Here is a 16379-nt window from a genome sequence, read left to right as displayed (position 1 = left end):
TCTTCACTTTCCGTTGCTTTTGCTTAAATTGTGCATTCGGGCCGCCACACCTGCGCCACCCTATTATTGACGCAGGGCACGGATCTCTATACCATCATGAGGTATCTGGGACACCAGAACATCAACACCACGCAGCGATATGCGCATATCACGAACCAGATGCTATCCAGCGCCACCCATCTGCTGAACTATCAGCTCAGGGGTTTAGCAGCCTGCTAGTTTCCCACAGATTTCACAGATAACACAGATGCATAGACTTACTATAATAACTGTTTTTTCTTGCAAGTGGCGAACAACTCTTGATTTCCGCCCCTAAATTTTGTATCTTTGCATTGTCATTGAAACACAATGGCTTGCAGAAACAAAAGCTCTGCAATCAATGTTTAACTAAAATGTTTTTGAGTTATGGGAATGAATGTAAAAGCTATTGAGCGCAAGATTGCTTACTTGGGTAAGGAAGGTGGCAAGGACCAGTACATGTACGTGATGCAGCCACTGATCTACAACAAGCTTACACCGGAGAAGGTGATCCAGCAGGCTGCCCTGCATTGCGGTCTGACTCCTGCCGTGATGAACGTGGCTTACGCTGCCCTGAGCGAGGTGATCAAGGCGTGGGCTACAGAGGGTCACTCCGTAGCAGTTCCGGGGCTGGGCACCATGCGTTTCGGTCTGCGTGCCAATGCAGTGAAGTCGGTAGAGGATGTGAGCACCAAGCTCATCACCCAGCGCCGCGTAATCTTTTGCCCTAATATGGAGATCAAGCAGGAGCTTGCCAAGACGGGTATCAGCATCACCTGCGTAAACCGCGACGGCGAAGTGGTAAAGAACATCGCTTCCAACGATTCGAAGGATGTGGAGGACACCGAGGGCGGCAACCAGGAGAACCCTGACGAGAACAAGGGTGATACCGGAGCCACCGGCGGCAACACAGGCGATACCGGAACACAGGGTGGTGGTTCGCAGACTGGCGGTTCGCAGACTGGCGGAAGCGATACCGGTGACAACGGAGAAAGTGGTGACAATGTAAATTTCTAAAAAATATAGCCCATGAAACGTGAAACCTGGAAAACCGTGATTAAGATTGCTCTCTCACTCCTTACAGCCATCGCAGCCTCTTTAGGTTTGACAAGCTGTATGTAAGTCGGGATGTAAAACTAAAACCTCTCAAAGAGGGTGTGTCATGAATTGATGACACACCCTCTTTTTTATAACCAAGCTATTCATTTAACCCTTATTAACGGAAATCAAATACTATTTTTTCTACTTTTATAATGTTATTTCGAATAAAAACTGTACTTTTGCATATATAAGATGTAAATACCGAAATGCAGATAGACTGCAACGATAGTATTACAAATGTTTAAGGTCACAAATTGTGATCTCCAAAAGGATATACACATGACAGATAAAAATAACCAAGACATCACCCTACAAGGGTTTGTCAACGACATAAAGACTATCATCAATACTGCTCGCACCAATGCCGTGCGCAGTGTTGATTTTTGCCGAGTGCAAATGTACTGGGCTATATCGCCACAGGAGATTATCAAAGACCCGATGGTGCTGGAGTTTCTTGGTCTGGAACGCAAGGCTTCTTACTACGAGAAAGACTTAGAGAGTGCCATCATCTCTCATATCGCCGACTTCTTGCTCGAAATGGGCAAGGGCTTTTCTTTTGTAGCCAGACAAAAGCGCCTGTTGATAGAGGATGAACGCCAAGTTCGGTGATATATTACAGAAAATTAAATAGTGGGCGACGTGTAATATCCGCAACAGCAAATTAATTAGAAGAATATGAAAAAGACAATGACGTCAGCAATAACAGACCCAGACTATAAACAATGGGTTAGCGATATAGAAAAACGATTCAAAAAGCAACAGTTAAAAGCTGCAATACATGTCAACTCCGACAAGTTAGAATTTTATTGGAGCTTAGGTCGAGACATCTGCGAACGAGAATTCGAGAGCAAATATGGCAGTTCTGCCATACAAATACTAAGCAAAGATCTTCGTGTAGCTTTACCAGGAGTAGCAGGACTTACACCTGGCTCTTTATATTATTGTAAAAGATTTTATAAACTCTATAGTCAAATATTTAAGAAATTTCCCCAAGCTGGGGAAATTTCTAAGCCATTGCATTCTGTACCAACAGAAACACAGACGATGCCATTGAACATCTTTTCCATTCCATGGGGTCATCACAAAGTAATTATTGACTACTTAGAAGATGCTCCTGAAAAAGCCATATTCTACGCATCAAAAATATTAGAGAACTGTTGGTCCAGGGCTACTTTGCTGAATATGATTGGCGATAAAGGGAAAAATAACGGGTTATATGAACGACAAGGAAAAGCTGTGAACAACTTTCCTCAAACAATGCCTCATCCTACTGGAGATTTAGCAAGAGAACTCATAAATGACCCTTTGAATTTTTCCTTTTTAAAACTAAAAGAATCTTTCGATGAGGAAAATCTCAAGAATGCCCTTGTGCAGCATGTTAATCAGCTATTGATGAGCTTAGGGTCAGGCTTTGCCTATATGGGTAGAGAATATTTGCTATCTGTAGCTGGCAAAGAACAATTTACGGATTTGTTGTTTTACAATACAAAATTGCATGCCTACGTAGTGGTTGAGGTGAAAATAACAGAATTTGAGTCGTCATATCTCGGACAACTGTCTGGGTATATGTCACTTGTAAATCATATATTGAAGTCTGATTTGGATAGACCAACCATTGGACTACTTATTTGTCGAAATAAGAACAACCTTTTTGCGCAATATTGCCTGGAAGGGTATAATCAGCCAATAGCTATTACAGCTTATGAGGGAATACAAATTCTTCCAAACAATTTCAATGAGAAATTGCCAAGCATCAATGAATTGGAAGAAGAAATTAGAAAGAAATAATCCAAAATCAAATTGAATTATGAAATCTGGAAATAAAGAAATAGGATTTGGAAAGCAAACTATTACTCAGGTTTTCGCGGAATGGTACACTGTTCCTTCATATCAGAGACATTACGTTTGGGAAAGCGATAATGTGAATGATATGTTGGACGATTTTGCGTCTAATTATATAGAGCATGCCAAAGAAGAATACTTTTTAGGATCATACATCATTCAAAGTAAAGATAATAACAATGATCTGCTTGATGGACAGCAGCGTATCACTACCCTGTTCCTCTTATTTGCGTTTTTGCGTGACTATGCCGATTCTTCTTGCGATGTCAAGGAAACCTGTGTTGATTTGATATTCCAAAAGGCAAATAAGATTAAGCAGATTCCGGAGCGAATACGTCTTTCATATGAAATACGTGGTAATGTGAAGAAATTCATAGAGGAATACTTAATGACACCCGGCAGTATTACGCAACATTGGGATAAAATTGTAAAGAAGGCCAATGATAAGAAAGAAAGTACTTCTATTCAAAGGATGTGTAATGCATTGGTTTGTTACAATGAATATTTTACAACTCATGAAGAAATAGATTTAGATGCTTTTCTATCTTTCATTCTCAACAATGTTGTTATGATATATATATCAGCAGATTCATTAGAGGATGCATTTCGCCTATTTTCTGTCATGAATGACCGTGGTCAAAAATTAAGTAATGCAGACATATTGAAATCATCTAATCTTGAAAAAATTGAGGATGATGGTGAAATGAATGAGTATGCACGTGAATGGGAAAAAATGCAGGAAGATTTAGGAAATGATTTTGACCGTTTCCTTGCGTATGTACGAACTATGTTGCTCAAAAAGCGACAAAAAATGAATCTGCTCGATGAATATGACAAGCAAGTTTTCAAAGCTGGGAAAATTAAACAGGGAAAAGAATTCTTCAACTATGTTTTTAAAGCATACGAAGATTATAACAAACTGATAAATTTGGCAGGCAATGAAGATTCAGAGTATTGTACGTTGATAAGAACACTCAATGAGTGTATGCCTTCAACAGATTGGGTTCCTGTTATTTTGGCATATGGAAGAAAATTTGGAAACGATGGACTCCTTGAATTTACAAAGAAGGTGGCATGCAAAAATATTGCAGATGCAGTATGTGGTAAAACCCCATCGTATCGTATTGACAACTTGAATAATATCATTAATTTGATAGAAGAAGCATGCAATACATCTGATGTGCTAGAAGCTCATGATTATTATTCATTTAATGAACAAGTTTTCATGGCTAACATTCAATCTGAGATATACGGCAGACGATATACTTATGCACTTCTGATGCTGCTTGAATACAAATACAAGGATAAGTCCGAATGGAAAGATTTCGGGACTACATCAATTGAGCATATTCTTCCACAAAATCCTAAAGCAACCAGTCAGTGGGTAAAGGATTTTAATGAAGAACAGAGAGACTATTATACGCATAGAATCGGAAATTTATGCCTGATTGGTCGTCGAAAGAATTCTTCTTTAGGTAACTTGGATTATCAGGAGAAGCTAAAAAGATATTTCGAGAAGAATATAGGTTCTTTTGCTAGTTCTCAAAAAATATACAAAACATATCCGAATGCATGGACTCCTGACACAGTTCAAGAAAACCAGGAAAGAGTCATAAAGGATTTGATGGAGATTTTTGGTATAAATGATTCCTGTTCTAAAACAGATCATCAATCGTATATAGAACAACAGAACACAAATCATCCATCGTATATGGAACAACAGAAGGCAGTCTATCCCAACGCTTATAAGCCTTGGACAGAAATTGACGACAATAAACTGGTGACACTATATAAAGAAGGAAAATCTGTTAACGAACTAATGAACATATTTCTTAGAAATAGGGGAGCCATTAAATCCAGATTATCGAAATTGACAGGAATAGATTTTGACAAATAACATCTGTATTTATAAAGCATTCAAGAATATGGTACAAGATAGAATATACAATTACTTCGAGCGCAATCCGCAACTTCATGTGCTCTTCATCTTCGACAGGATGAACATCATCCAGAACGAACTGGATGAAATGAAGCAGTGGAATGACGACTATATATAAGGTGTTTGATGGGAATGTGGCAAATGTGCTTCTCACCGCTGATCATGGATTCCTCTATAATGATATGAAGTTTGAGGAGAAGGACAAGCATAGCATCAAGGAGTCGGCTATTGAGAAGAAGACAAGATACTATCTCACAGACAGCAACGATGCTTTTGAGGATATTGTAAAATTCCCTCTTGACAAGGTATCTTCCATCAAGAGTACCACACCGTTACAGGTTGCAGTACCTATCGGAACCAGCCGCCTGGCTGCACCGGGTGGCTACAACTTTGCTCATGGTGGTGCTTCGCTTCAGGAAATGATTATTCCTGTGATAAGAAGTCAGCAGAAGAGAACAAACAAGACTGAAAAGGTGGGTGTTGCGCTGATGAGCCACAACCTGAATATGGTAAGCAGTCGATTGAAGTTCCAGATGATACAGTCGGAAGCTGTAAGCATGACCGTGATGGAGCGCAAGGTGGTTTGCTGTATTTATAATGGTGACGCCCCTGTAACCCAGGAAAAGGAAGTGACACTGAATAGCACTGATGCAACGAACTTGAACAATAGTGTGTTTGAAGTGACACTCAATCTGAATAAATCTGTCAATGCAAGTATGTTACAGCTTAGAATCTACGATGTGGATGACAAACTGAACCCTCTTGTACGTGAGAAAGTGAAGAACAATACAATGATAGAACAGGATTTTTAAGGAATACTGCATATGGATTTACAACAGAAAGTAATGAATGCCTTTATAGGCAAGGTGGTAAGAAAGGATTTGGCTTTCTTCGTGAAGGGAGGCCTGCCTGTTCCTACCTACGTGTTGGAATACCTGCTGGGGCAGTATTGCGCCAGCGATGATGAAGAAATCATCAACGAAAGTCTGGAAAAGGTGAGCAATCAGGTAGTAGAACATACAACGACTGAAGTACATACTACGACTGAAGATCATACAGAAGAACCGAAAACCAAACGTCCACGCATATCTGTTCTACAAGAAAAGAGTATGTCATTCAGAATGGGACAAAACTGGCGTAAGTTATGAGAAGTTATTTGCACCTTATATGAGAGAAGCAAAGGAAATAACCATTGAAGATCCATATATACGTGCTTCATGGCAAATCAAGAACTTCATGGAGTTTGCCCTGATGCTTATCAATACACGTCCAGTGGATGACTTGAAACTCAATCTCATCACTAACGAGGAGGAAGATAAAATTCCAGATCTGATAGACAAGCTTGATGACATCAAGGACGACCTTGCTTCTTATGGCATTGAGTTTACATACAAGTTCAGAGACTTCCATGACAGATGTATCAAAACAGATACAGGATGGACCATTACATTAGGACGTGGTCTTGATATGTTTGAAAAATATAGTCCCTACTCTATTGCATCATCGAAACAGGATATGCGTAAGTGTAAGGAGTTTACGGCAACATTCATGAAGAATAAAAACGTATGAAAAAAGGCTGCGTCACCACAAAGTAACGCAGCCTTTTACATATTTCATTCTTATCCCTTTAAAGCTTTAAAAACTAACGGGATAGGATATTTGATCTTTACCAAAGCTCCAGACGCTCATTCTTAGGAATGAACATCTTGTCGCCCTGCTTTACACCGAATGCCTCATACCAGGCATCAATGTGAGGAAGAGCACCATCTACACGCCACTTGCCAAGCGCATGAGGATCGTTCTTCACACGGTTGCGAATCTCCTTCTCGGTGATGTTCTGACCCCATACACCTGCGTAAGCAAGGAAGAAACGCTGATCAGCAGTAAAGCCATCCTTGTTCTTCAAAGGCTTCTTGGCTGTCGCATTCTTGAATGCATTGAAAGATACCATCAAACCACCGTGGTCGGCAAGGTTCTCACCCAATGTAAAGCGACCGTTGGCATTCAGATCAGGCAATACCTTGATGTTGCTGAAGAAATCAGCATACATATCTGCACGCTTGTTGAAGCCCTCTGCATCAGCAGCGGTCCACCAATCCTTCAGGTTACCGCTGGCATCATACTGGCGACCCTGATCGTCGAAACCGTGAGTCATCTCATGACCAATCACTACACCGATAGCACCATAGTTGAATGCCGCGTCTGCCTTGGCATCAAAGAATGGATACTGAAGGATACCTGCTGGGAAGCAGATCTCGTTGGTGGTAGGATTATAGTATGCATTCACAGTCTGAGGAGTCATATACCACTCGTCTCTGTTGACTGGCTTACCAGCCTTCTCTGCAATCTCCTTATTGTTGCGGAACTGACGGCAAGCCATCACGTTCTCATAGAAACTCTTGGATGGATCGATGGTAAGTTTGCTATAGTCAGTCCACTGGTTAGGATAACCAATCTTGACATAGAACTTATCGAGCTTATTGTGGGCAGCAGCCTTGGTCTCAGCACTCATCCACTCCTGAGCGTCGATACGCTGACCGAGACTCACCTGGAGATTCTTGACCAAAGTCTCCATCATCTTCTTGGATGACTCAGGGAAGAACTTCTTGCAGTAGATTCTGCCGAGTGCCTCACCCATCTGAGCATCTACCTGAGAGGTGGCACGCTTCCACAATGGATGGTCTTCCTTTCTGCCGCTCATGGTCTTGCCGAAGAAATCGAAGTTTGCCTCACGGATCTCATCGGTGAGATAAGCAGAAGAGCTGCCGATGACACTCCACTCCATCAAAGCCTTCAAGGTCTCAGCATCCTCAGCAGCAGTAATCTTGTCGTAACCAGCCATGAATGCAGGCTGACCCACAATCATCTCCTGGATATATTCGCTCTTGATGCCCTCGCCGTTAGCCAATGCCTCAAGAGGAATGTTTGGATAATTCTCCTTAAACTGCTTCAGGCTCATCTTGTTGTAGTTAGCCTGTGGGTCACGGAGTTCGGTACGGCTCTTGGAGATAGTAGCAAGACTGGTCTCGTGGAGGAATACCTTCTGTGCCTTCTGGGCAGCATCGGCAGCAGAGAAGCCATAGAGCTGGAACATCTTTGCCACGTAGGTCTTGAATGCCTCACGGATGGCTACGGTAGCAGCATCGTTGTTGAGGTAGTAATCCTTGGAACCGAGAGTCAAGCCACCCTGCATCACATTGTAGATGTTCATGGTAACGTTCTTCTCATCAGCACCGAAACCGGTACCGAAACCTACGCCCAAGCCCTGCATAGCATACTTCACCTGCAAGTTCTGGAGCTCAGCCTTGGTCTTGGCAGCAGCAATCTCGTCGAGGAGAGGCTTTACGGGAGCAATGCCCTCCTTGTTGCGGCGGTCGATATCGAGCGCCAACTTATAGAAGTCGGAAAGCTTCTGCTCGATGGTTCCAGCCTTGTAGGTCTTCTTCTTGAGTTCATCAAGAATAGAGTTGATACGCTTGTTGTTGTTCTCAGCCAACTGATCGAAACTACCATATCGGCTGTAGGCAGCAGGCAGCGGATTGTTCTTCTGCCAGCCACCGGTAGCAAACTGATAGAAATCATCAGCAGGCTTTGCTGTCTTGTCAAGATTGCTCATGACAAGTCCCGACTTGTTCTGAGCATCAGCAGCCAAAGGCATGGCTGCGAGCATCATCATCGGAAGGATGTACTTCATTTTCATTTTCTCGTTATTTATTATTGTTTTAACTATGAATTCTTGATTTCCTCCAGCTCTTCGGAGAGCATCATCCAGTTCTCGTTTTCCTCATCCAGGCTCTTCATCAGCTCGGTATATTCAGTAACGAGTTCCATATTCGTGGCATTCTCAGGCTTCATCAGGAGGGCATCAATCTCTGCCTTGCGGGTTTCGAGCTTTTCAATCTTCGTCTCGCATTCCTTCACCGCCTTCTCAGCCTTGCGAATCTTCTTCTGCTGTTCCTTGTGCTCGGCATAGCTGAGTTTTCCGGAGGATACTTCGGAAGAATCTGCAGATGATGATGAAGAAGATGGAGAGCCGGCAGATGACATATTCTGACTTCCGACCTGATTGGCAAGCGCCTGACTGATGCTCTCGGCATTGTGGGCACGGAGATAATCGTAGATACCGCCCAGATGCTCACGTACCTTGCCACCGGCGAACTCATATACCTTATCTACCAGTCCGTCGAGGAACTCACGGTCGTGGCTCACGATGATAGCGGTGCCGTCGAATGCCTTGATGGCTTCCTTCAACACATCCTTCGACTGCATGTCAAGATGGTTGGTAGGCTCATCGAGAATCAGGAGATTCACCGGTTCGAGCAGGAGCTTGATCATCGCCAGACGACTGCGCTCTCCTCCACTCAACACCTTGACATATTTCTCGGAAGTTTCGCCACCAAACATAAAGGCACCCAAGAGATCGTTCACCTTGAGGCGCATCTCGCCGGTAGCCACATTGTCGATGGTCTGGAAGATGGTAAGCTTCTCATCGAGCAACTGTGCCTGGTTCTGTGCGAAATAACCTATCTGCACGTTATGACCTATCTTGAGATTGCCCGTAAAAGGAATCTCGCCCATGATACACTTCACCAGGGTAGATTTACCCTCACCGTTCTTACCTACGAACGCCACTTTCTCGCCACGCTTGATGGTAAGGGTCACATGGTCGAAGACGGTATGATCGCCATAATCCTTTCTCACCTCATCGCAGATAACCGGATAATCGCCGCTGCGGAGACAAGGAGGGAACTTGAGATGCATCTGTTTGGTATCCACCTCATCCACCTCGATAGGAACGATTTTCTCCAACTGCTTGATGCGGCTCTGCACCTGTACAGCCTTGGTAGGCTTATAGCGGAAACGCTCGATGAAATCCTTGATATCGGCTATTTCCTTCTGCTGGTTTTCGTAAGCACGGAGCTGCTGCTCGCGGCGCTCGGCACGAAGTACCACATACTCATCGTATTTCACCTTGTAATCCTCTACCCTTCCGCAGGTAATCTCCAGGGTGCGGTTGGTTACATTATTGATAAAGGCACGGTCGTGGCTTACCAGCACCACCGCCTTGGCACTCTGCGCCAGGAACTGCTCCAGCCACTGGATACTCTCGATATCGAGGTGGTTGGTAGGCTCATCGAGGAGAAGTACATCCGGCTTCTGGAGCAGGATCTTTGCCAGCTCGATACGCATACGCCATCCACCGGAGAACTCCCGGGTAGGACGGTCGAAGTCTTCACGGGTGAAACCCAGACCGCTCAACGTGCGCTCTATTTCCGCCTCGTAGTTTTCACCGCCCATCATCATATAGCGATCATGTTCCTGGGTGAATTTCTCCACGAGCTGGGCATAACTCTCGCTCTCGTAGTCGGTGCGGTCGGCCATTTCCTGCTGCATCTTGTCGAGGCGCGCCTTCATCTCGGTATTGTGGGCGAAAGCCTTGCGGGTTTCCTGCTTCACGGTGGTATCATCCTGCAGTTTCATCACCTGAGGCAGATAGCCGATGGTGGTTTCATTAGGGATAGCCACTACGCCGGAGGTTGGCTTCTGCAAGCCACAGAGAATCTTCAGCATCGTAGATTTGCCGGCACCGTTCTTACCTACCAGGGCAATGCGGTCGCGGTCGTTGATTACGAAGCTTACATCATTGAAAAGTGGCTTTACGCCAAACTCTACTTTCAGTCCTTCTACTGAAATCATCTATTTGTTTTTTTATATTATTGAAGCTTTTGCCCTTTCAGGGCGACATTACATTTTCATTTAATACCCAGGGTGTTACCCTGGGCTAGGGGATTTTGCCCTTTCAGGGCGTATTGATGCAAACACGATACATCAAGAATAACTTTTAAATCAAGTTACGGAATGAGCAGGGAGGAATCTCCGTAGCTCAGGAATCGGAAATCGTGAGAGAGGGCATAATCATATACCTTCTTCCAATCACCATGCAGGAAGGCACTCACCAGGAGAAGCAGGGTGCTCTGAGGCTGATGGAAATTGGTTACCAGCATCTTCACAATCTTATAGGTATAACCTGGAGCGATGATGATCTGCGTGCTGGAATGAAGGGCTTCCAATCCGTTGCGGTCGAGATAATCGACGATTGCCTGAATAGCCTGCACCGGAGTGATGTCATCCACCAGATTGCCATCTGCCGACAGCTCGTATGGATTCCACTGTTTTACATGCAAATCCTCCTCGCTTGCCTCAGGATGCTTGATGAGATGCACGCCCATATAGTAGAGACTCTCGATGGTGCGCACACTGGTGGTTCCCACGGCGATGACCTGGCACTCGTGCTTGATGAGCTTCTCCAGACTGCGACGATGAACCACGATATATTCGGTATGCATCTGATGACCTTCTATCTCAAGACTCTTCACCGGCTTGAAGGTTCCCGCTCCAACATGAAGGGTTACCTCTTCACGGTCGATGCCATGCGCATCCAGGTCCTGGAGCACCGCATCGGTGAAATGCAGACCGGCTGTTGGGGCAGCCACACTACCCTTGATCTTGGAATATACGGTCTGATAAGTGGTCTTGTCACTTTCTTCTGTCTTGCGGTTCAGATAAGGAGGGATAGGCAACTCTCCCACTGCTTCGAGAATCTCGGCAAAGGAAACATGCTCGTTGTCCCAGTCGAAATCCACCCAGTAGTTGGTGCCGCCACCTTTAGTCACCAGTTCAGCCGCCTCTGTGCTGAGCGCATCTCCACGGCGCATGGTAGCAGAGAGGGTAAGCTGATGACCCTTAATCTCGAAGTCGCGCTTCAGGCTTCCCTCTTTCCATTTCTTCAGGTTACCAATCATACAGAGCCATGAGCAGTGACCCGAAGTCTGGAACATCAGCTCATAGTCGGTAGGTGCAGCGGGCTCCATCAGGAACACCTCGATGAGTGCTCCCGTCTCCTTGCGGAAATGCATGCGCGCCTGGATTACCTTGGTATTATTGAATACCATCATGGCACCCTTTGGCAGATAGTCGGGAAGATGGAAGAACACATCGTCGCTTACCTCGCCATGCTTATAGACCAGCAGTTTACTGTGGTCGCGCTGTGAGATAGGAAACTTGGCGATGCGCTCATCTGGCAAATCGTAATTATAATCACTAATCTTAATATGTTTTGTATCCATTATTTTACTTTGAACTTTGAGCTTTGAACTTTGAACTTTATGATTTACCTTTTTTCAGAAAAGGCTATTATACTACTATAATCCCGTCATCAGAACGACGGCACGCAGGATGACATATACGAGGGTGAGCATCAGGACGGTCATAATCATATCGATGTCATCGCAATCATATCCCGTACTGGTATATTGATTCGAAACATACTTGATTTCCGGTGACATACGCCGGTACATACGATGGAAGAAAAGATATACCAGCGTACCAACCACCATGCCCAGCAGCATGCCGCAAACGATGTCCAGCGGATAATGAACGCCCAGATAGAGACGGGTCCAGCAGTTCACCAGCGACCATGCTACTAGGGTGAAGGTGAGCATCCTGCTCCTTACAAGCAGCGAGAAGAACACGGCTATCGCCATGGTATTGGCTGCATGCGCCGAACAGAAACTGTAGTCCTTCAGACGAAGATTATCCACTACCTGTACGGAATATTTTACCAGCGGATCGTTGGAAGGTCGCCATCTAGCCGCAAGCGGTTTGATGATTCCCTCGGCAATGCCATCGGCAAAAAGAATGCACAGGAATGCGCAGCCTACAATAAGACCAATCTGCCCAATCGTCTCATTATTGCGCATCACGATGATAAAGAGTACAAGATAGAGCGGTATCCAGGTGAAACCCGAAGTAAGTGCCATCACCAACTGGTCGAGAATCACATTGTTACTGCCGTTGAACCACTGCAGTATCTGAAAGTCAATATCTTGTATCGAACTAAAATCCATTTACTTATTGTTTTATATTTAATGTTGAATGTAGAATGATATCAGTGTCTGACGCTCCATCCACTTCATTCTCCTAGATTTCCTCGAGATGCTTGGTCTCGATCCATCCTTCTCTTCCATCGCCTACGCGGATGCCACGCCAGTCGGTCATACCCTTGTCGATGATATCTACACGGGTACCCTCGTGGAGTACAAACTGATCGGTACTGGTCTTGGCAGGCGTCTTCTTGATGTTCACGGAAGGTGAGATGATGATGGCACCCTTGCGGTTGTCGAGCGCCTGCTTCTGCTGATAGGCAAAGAGATTGCTCAGCAGGAAGACGAGGAAGAAGCCGATACCGCCAAAGAAGCCGATCTTGCGCATCAGGATGTGCGGACCGAAGAGATAGAGCAGCACGAGCAGCAGCGCCATGATGATGGAGATGATACCAGTCTTCGCCCAGTTATCTACACTCGTGAAGTTGACCAGCGCCTTATACCAGGTAACAAAGAACATTTCGCTTACCGGGGTAATCTTGTCGATGGTCTTGCTGCGTGCAAACTGGAGATTGAAGTTGATGTCCTCATCTCCAGGCGAGAGCAGGCGGGCACGTTCATAGTTGAGCACCGCCTTGGTGATATTGTCTGTACGATAGTAGGCATTGCCGAGATTGTAGTAAATCTCGGCAGAGGCACCATTCTTGAGCAGCTCTTCGTAGTCGCGGATAGCCTGCTGGTAGTTGCCCTTCTGGTATTCCGTATCGGCATTGTTCTTGGTGATTGCCGATATCGGAGAAGCGCCGAAGCCCAGCATTGCCAGGAGCAGCCATACGAAGGAATATCCGGCAGGATGCTTCTTGGCGTTCTTGCGAGCCGCATTAATTGCATTTTCTATTTCCATAATCGCTGTCATTGCTGATTCGAAGGTACGGTTCATATTGCCGGCAGGATCGCCTGGAGCATAACGCTCGAACTCGCACTCATCGAGAGCGGAAGTAAACTTCTGTATTGTAACATCGTCCACATCGTGGGCGAAGAGTTTCTCACGGATATTCTCACGAGAGAGCTGCTCTACCGGCATGTTCAGCTTGTAGCTCATATATCCCCAGAGGGCACGCATCACCTCATCATAGAACTCGCCCTGCTTGCCCTGCAGCATCAGCTTGTTGGCCATGCGCAGACGCTTGGTGGCTATCTTGCCCGCCTTGTTGGAGCGCTTCTTCACGATGTCGGCATTCTCGATGGCTCTGCGGTGGAATACCACCAGCAGCACGAAGAAGGCGATGAGCGGAATGAGCAGACTGGTCCAGTAGCCGAAGCTTCCGAAGAACATATCATCTGCCTGATGCTGTGAGGTCTTGCCCAACTTGATGGTATGGATATCCTTGTCCTTGCTGGTATAGTCAGACGACTCGGATGTTGATCCATCTCCCTTCTCCACGTTCAGAGTGAAAGGTTGGGTCTTGATGGTCTTATACGCATTCTTGCTGGTATCATAATAGGTGAACTCCACGGCTGGAATGGTATAGCTGCCCTGATTACGAGGAACAGCCAGGAAATCGTAGATCATATTACCCTCCACTCCATTGGCAGTGAGTCGGGTCTTATCTGTTACCTTGGCATCATACTTGTCGAAATCCTTCGGGAAATTCACTACTGGCTGCTTAAGCAACTTGAGGTTGCCAATACCTCCCACAATCACACGGAGCGTGATCGGTTCGCCTGCCTTGATTTCCTTCTTGTCAAGACAAGCAGAGATATTGAACTTTCCTACTCCACCCGAGAAGTTGGCAGGGCGCTGAGGCAACGGATCTACCTGCAGGGTGATACCCGGAGCCTTGATGTCCTTCTTTACCTCTACATATCCGGATCCGCCATTGAAGAAGGCCTCCATAGGATCGACATTGCGGTTCTGCTGTACCACGATGCCCTTGAAGGTGATGGAAGGAATCTCCAGCTTACCGGTCATCTGAGGATACATCACATACTGGCTCCAGGTGACACACTTGTAAGGACGACCGTTCACCATTTCGGTATGGAAGGTCTTCTGCTGTGGCAGAGGCACTTCCTGGTTGTGGAATCCCTTCAGGTCTGGCATCTTGCCTTCCAGCTGGGTGAGTTCCACCTGTGTATATACCTTGTAGGTAAGCAGGATAGGTTCCTGCTCGTGTACTCTCTTCTTGTTGGCAGACACCTTGATGAAGAGGTCGCTGCCTGAGATGGCAGAGCCTGCGGTACGCATACGAGGTTGGTCGTAGCTATTCTGTCCGTGCATGCTAGGAGCGCCGTTGGTATGCTGGGCGTGCCCCGACACCGTAATCTTCACGGCGCGAGAAGCCAGGTTCCTACCATCCACGATGGCGTGGGAAGAACCAATATTGAAGGTACCATTCTTTGCCGCATAAAGGGTGTAGGTGATGGTTACAGATGAAGAGGACGAGGTATGTCCGTTGATCATCTGATAACTGGATTGCGAAGATGTGTAAGGGCCTGCGATGACTTCGAGTCCATCCTGCACTGCACCCATTCTGAATTCCTCTACATCACGGGTGTTGATGGTATAGGCGACACGGAAGTTTTCTCCAGCCGCTACGTGCGATGGAGCCGACACGGAGATATGCTGGGCCACCGCATGCACCTGGTAGCCTAGCAAGCATATCAGCAATATCAAATACCAACCTATTCTTTTCATATCGTATCTTAAATAATAGCTAAATATTATATGTAAATCGTATTTTTATCTCATCTAATCTTTTACCAATTCTTGTCGTAAGCCTTCCTGCGTGGCTGGCTCATCGCCTTCTGCAACTTGCGCTTGGTGGCTTGCTCCTGCTGAACGGCGGCATTCAGGAGCTGCTCGGCATTCTCGCGGCTCATCTTGTCCTGGTTCGGCTGGTTTTGGTTCTGATTATTTTTGTTATTCTTATTCTTGTTCTTGTCGTTTTTGTTCTTATAGTCGTTTTTATCCTTGTTGTCTTTGTTCTTGTCCTTATTCTGATCCTTCTTGTTCTTGTCCTTGTTCTTATCCTTGTTGTTCTTGTTCTTATCCTTGTTTTGCGGATTGTTCTTGAGCAACTTCTTGCAGAGGGCAAGATTATAACGGGTCTCATTGTCCTGTGGATTGCATCTCAGCGCCATCTTGTAGTATTCGATGGCCTGGGCATATTCACGGTGGTTCTGCATGATCACGCCCATGTTGTGATAGCTGGCTGCACGGCGGAGGCGGTTGGTTTCCAACTGGGCAGCATTGGTAAACTGCTGTATCGCCATGGAGTCTTTCTGCTGCGCCATGAGCGCACAACCAAGATTGTATATCGCCTGTGGATTCTTCTGATTCTTGGAGATAGCCTTGCGATATTGGGTTTCTGCCACTGCCCATTTCTGAGATTTGAAGGCACGATTGCCCTGACGGATCAGGTTGCGATCAGTCTGGGCTCCGACTTGTGCCGTACCCACCAGCAACATTGCCACTGTTACTATTATATAATGTATATACTTCATTTTTACATCTATATTTTAAAGCTTTTGCCCTTTCAGGGCGCCTTGCTACTACTCGCTTTACCCAGGGCGATGCCCTGGGCTAAGAGCTTCTG

The 16379-nt window shown here is 45.6% G+C and carries 16 protein-coding genes; 10 read left to right on the top strand and 6 right to left on the bottom strand.

Features of this window, described 5'->3' with window-relative positions; all coding sequences use genetic code 11:
- Nucleotides 1-30: 30 nt before the first annotated feature.
- The 10 genes from DXD25_RS09190 (at nucleotide 31) to DXD25_RS09155 (ending at nucleotide 6469) form a co-directional block, all read left to right on the top strand.
- Nucleotides 31-219: a tyrosine-type recombinase/integrase gene (locus DXD25_RS09190; RefSeq protein ID WP_199540955.1), complete on the top strand. Its 189-nt coding sequence runs from the start codon at nucleotides 31-33 to the stop codon at nucleotides 217-219.
- 192 nt (nucleotides 220-411) lie between these two features.
- The gene (locus DXD25_RS09185; RefSeq protein ID WP_370453413.1) at nucleotides 412-1035 is read left to right on the top strand and encodes a DNA-binding protein; all 624 of its coding nucleotides are present in this window, start codon (nucleotides 412-414) and stop codon (nucleotides 1033-1035) included.
- A gap of 12 nt (nucleotides 1036-1047) precedes the next feature.
- Nucleotides 1048-1140 carry a smalltalk protein gene (locus tag DXD25_RS16690; protein ID WP_153091597.1) on the top strand — a complete coding sequence of 31 codons (93 nt, stop codon included), beginning with the start codon at nucleotides 1048-1050 and terminating at the stop codon, nucleotides 1138-1140.
- A 258-nt stretch (nucleotides 1141-1398) separates the two neighbouring features.
- The gene (locus tag DXD25_RS09180; RefSeq protein WP_233522253.1) at nucleotides 1399-1728 is read left to right on the top strand and encodes a PDDEXK nuclease domain-containing protein; all 330 of its coding nucleotides are present in this window, start codon (nucleotides 1399-1401) and stop codon (nucleotides 1726-1728) included.
- Nucleotides 1729-1794: 66 nt separating this feature from the next.
- Nucleotides 1795-2907: a YhcG family protein gene (locus tag DXD25_RS09175; RefSeq protein ID WP_117663123.1), complete on the top strand. Its 1113-nt coding sequence runs from the start codon at nucleotides 1795-1797 to the stop codon at nucleotides 2905-2907.
- A gap of 19 nt (nucleotides 2908-2926) precedes the next feature.
- The gene (locus DXD25_RS09170) at nucleotides 2927-4858 is read left to right on the top strand and encodes a DUF262 domain-containing protein (protein ID WP_117663121.1); all 1932 of its coding nucleotides are present in this window, start codon (nucleotides 2927-2929) and stop codon (nucleotides 4856-4858) included.
- Nucleotides 4859-4886: 28 nt separating this feature from the next.
- A complete protein-coding gene (locus DXD25_RS17460; RefSeq protein WP_255415689.1) occupies nucleotides 4887-5018 on the top strand; it encodes a hypothetical protein in 132 nt (43 codons plus the stop codon).
- On the top strand, nucleotides 5002-5712 hold the full coding sequence (locus tag DXD25_RS09165) for a hypothetical protein (protein ID WP_233522252.1): 711 nt from the start codon (nucleotides 5002-5004) through the stop codon (nucleotides 5710-5712). The genes DXD25_RS17460 and DXD25_RS09165 overlap by 17 nt, the downstream gene beginning before the upstream one ends.
- Nucleotides 5713-5724: 12 nt before the next feature.
- Nucleotides 5725-6048 carry a BREX system Lon protease-like protein BrxL gene (locus tag DXD25_RS17180; RefSeq protein WP_233522251.1) on the top strand — a complete coding sequence of 108 codons (324 nt, stop codon included), beginning with the start codon at nucleotides 5725-5727 and terminating at the stop codon, nucleotides 6046-6048.
- 19 nt (nucleotides 6049-6067) lie between these two features.
- Nucleotides 6068-6469, top strand: coding sequence for an MIT C-terminal domain-containing protein (locus DXD25_RS09155; RefSeq protein WP_233522250.1), 402 nt, complete (start codon nucleotides 6068-6070; stop codon nucleotides 6467-6469).
- Nucleotides 6470-6566: 97 nt separating this feature from the next.
- Here the strand turns inward: DXD25_RS09155 and DXD25_RS09150 are convergent, their stop codons facing one another.
- The 6 genes from DXD25_RS09150 to DXD25_RS09125 all read right to left on the bottom strand — a co-directional run bounded on the left by DXD25_RS09150 (nucleotide 6567) and on the right by DXD25_RS09125 (nucleotide 16287).
- A complete protein-coding gene (locus DXD25_RS09150) occupies nucleotides 6567-8600 on the bottom strand; it encodes a M13 family metallopeptidase (protein ID WP_117663119.1) in 2034 nt (677 codons plus the stop codon).
- 26 nt (nucleotides 8601-8626) lie between these two features.
- Nucleotides 8627-10597 (bottom strand): ABC-F family ATP-binding cassette domain-containing protein, encoded by a 1971-nt coding sequence (locus DXD25_RS09145; protein WP_117663117.1) that lies wholly within the window; start codon nucleotides 10595-10597, stop codon nucleotides 8627-8629.
- 155 nt (nucleotides 10598-10752) lie between these two features.
- Entirely contained in the window at nucleotides 10753-12027 is a 1275-nt protein-coding gene (locus DXD25_RS09140; protein ID WP_117663115.1) for an S-adenosylmethionine:tRNA ribosyltransferase-isomerase, read from the bottom strand.
- 75 nt (nucleotides 12028-12102) lie between these two features.
- Nucleotides 12103-12807 carry a phosphatase PAP2 family protein gene (locus tag DXD25_RS09135; RefSeq protein WP_117663113.1) on the bottom strand — a complete coding sequence of 235 codons (705 nt, stop codon included), beginning with the start codon at nucleotides 12805-12807 and terminating at the stop codon, nucleotides 12103-12105.
- 73 nt (nucleotides 12808-12880) lie between these two features.
- Complete coding sequence (locus DXD25_RS09130) at nucleotides 12881-15478, bottom strand: BatD family protein (protein ID WP_117663111.1); 2598 nt, start codon at nucleotides 15476-15478, stop codon at nucleotides 12881-12883.
- 62 nt (nucleotides 15479-15540) lie between these two features.
- Nucleotides 15541-16287 carry a tetratricopeptide repeat protein gene (locus DXD25_RS09125; RefSeq protein ID WP_117663109.1) on the bottom strand — a complete coding sequence of 249 codons (747 nt, stop codon included), beginning with the start codon at nucleotides 16285-16287 and terminating at the stop codon, nucleotides 15541-15543.
- Between the last annotated feature and the right edge of the window lie 92 nt (nucleotides 16288-16379).

The organism is Prevotella sp. TF12-30, assembly GCF_003436715.1.
In the GTDB taxonomy this organism is placed as follows: Bacteria; Bacteroidota; Bacteroidia; order Bacteroidales; family Bacteroidaceae; genus Prevotella; species Prevotella copri_A.
This window is presented reverse-complemented; position numbering and strand designations above follow the sequence as displayed.

Excerpts from the sequence above, each read along its gene's own strand:
- DXD25_RS09185 (WP_370453413.1), top strand. The coding sequence starts at position 412 with ATGAATGTAAAAGCTATTGAGCGCAAGATTGCTTACTTGGGTAAGGAA.
- DXD25_RS09175 (WP_117663123.1), top strand. The coding sequence starts at position 1,795 with ATGAAAAAGACAATGACGTCAGCAATAACAGACCCAGACTATAAACAA.
- DXD25_RS09165 (WP_233522252.1), top strand. The coding sequence starts at position 5,002 with ATGACGACTATATATAAGGTGTTTGATGGGAATGTGGCAAATGTGCTT.
- DXD25_RS09140 (WP_117663115.1), bottom strand. The coding sequence starts at position 12,027 with ATGGATACAAAACATATTAAGATTAGTGATTATAATTACGATTTGCCA.
- DXD25_RS17460 (WP_255415689.1), top strand. The coding sequence starts at position 4,887 with ATGGTACAAGATAGAATATACAATTACTTCGAGCGCAATCCGCAACTT.
- DXD25_RS09180 (WP_233522253.1), top strand. The coding sequence starts at position 1,399 with ATGACAGATAAAAATAACCAAGACATCACCCTACAAGGGTTTGTCAAC.
- DXD25_RS09150 (WP_117663119.1), bottom strand. The coding sequence starts at position 8,600 with ATGAAAATGAAGTACATCCTTCCGATGATGATGCTCGCAGCCATGCCT.
- DXD25_RS09125 (WP_117663109.1), bottom strand. The coding sequence starts at position 16,287 with ATGAAGTATATACATTATATAATAGTAACAGTGGCAATGTTGCTGGTG.
- DXD25_RS16690 (WP_153091597.1), top strand. The coding sequence starts at position 1,048 with ATGAAACGTGAAACCTGGAAAACCGTGATTAAGATTGCTCTCTCACTC.
- DXD25_RS09155 (WP_233522250.1), top strand. The coding sequence starts at position 6,068 with ATGAGAGAAGCAAAGGAAATAACCATTGAAGATCCATATATACGTGCT.
- DXD25_RS09130 (WP_117663111.1), bottom strand. The coding sequence starts at position 15,478 with ATGAAAAGAATAGGTTGGTATTTGATATTGCTGATATGCTTGCTAGGC.
- DXD25_RS09135 (WP_117663113.1), bottom strand. The coding sequence starts at position 12,807 with ATGGATTTTAGTTCGATACAAGATATTGACTTTCAGATACTGCAGTGG.
- DXD25_RS09170 (WP_117663121.1), top strand. The coding sequence starts at position 2,927 with ATGAAATCTGGAAATAAAGAAATAGGATTTGGAAAGCAAACTATTACT.
- DXD25_RS09145 (WP_117663117.1), bottom strand. The coding sequence starts at position 10,597 with ATGATTTCAGTAGAAGGACTGAAAGTAGAGTTTGGCGTAAAGCCACTT.
- DXD25_RS17180 (WP_233522251.1), top strand. The coding sequence starts at position 5,725 with ATGGATTTACAACAGAAAGTAATGAATGCCTTTATAGGCAAGGTGGTA.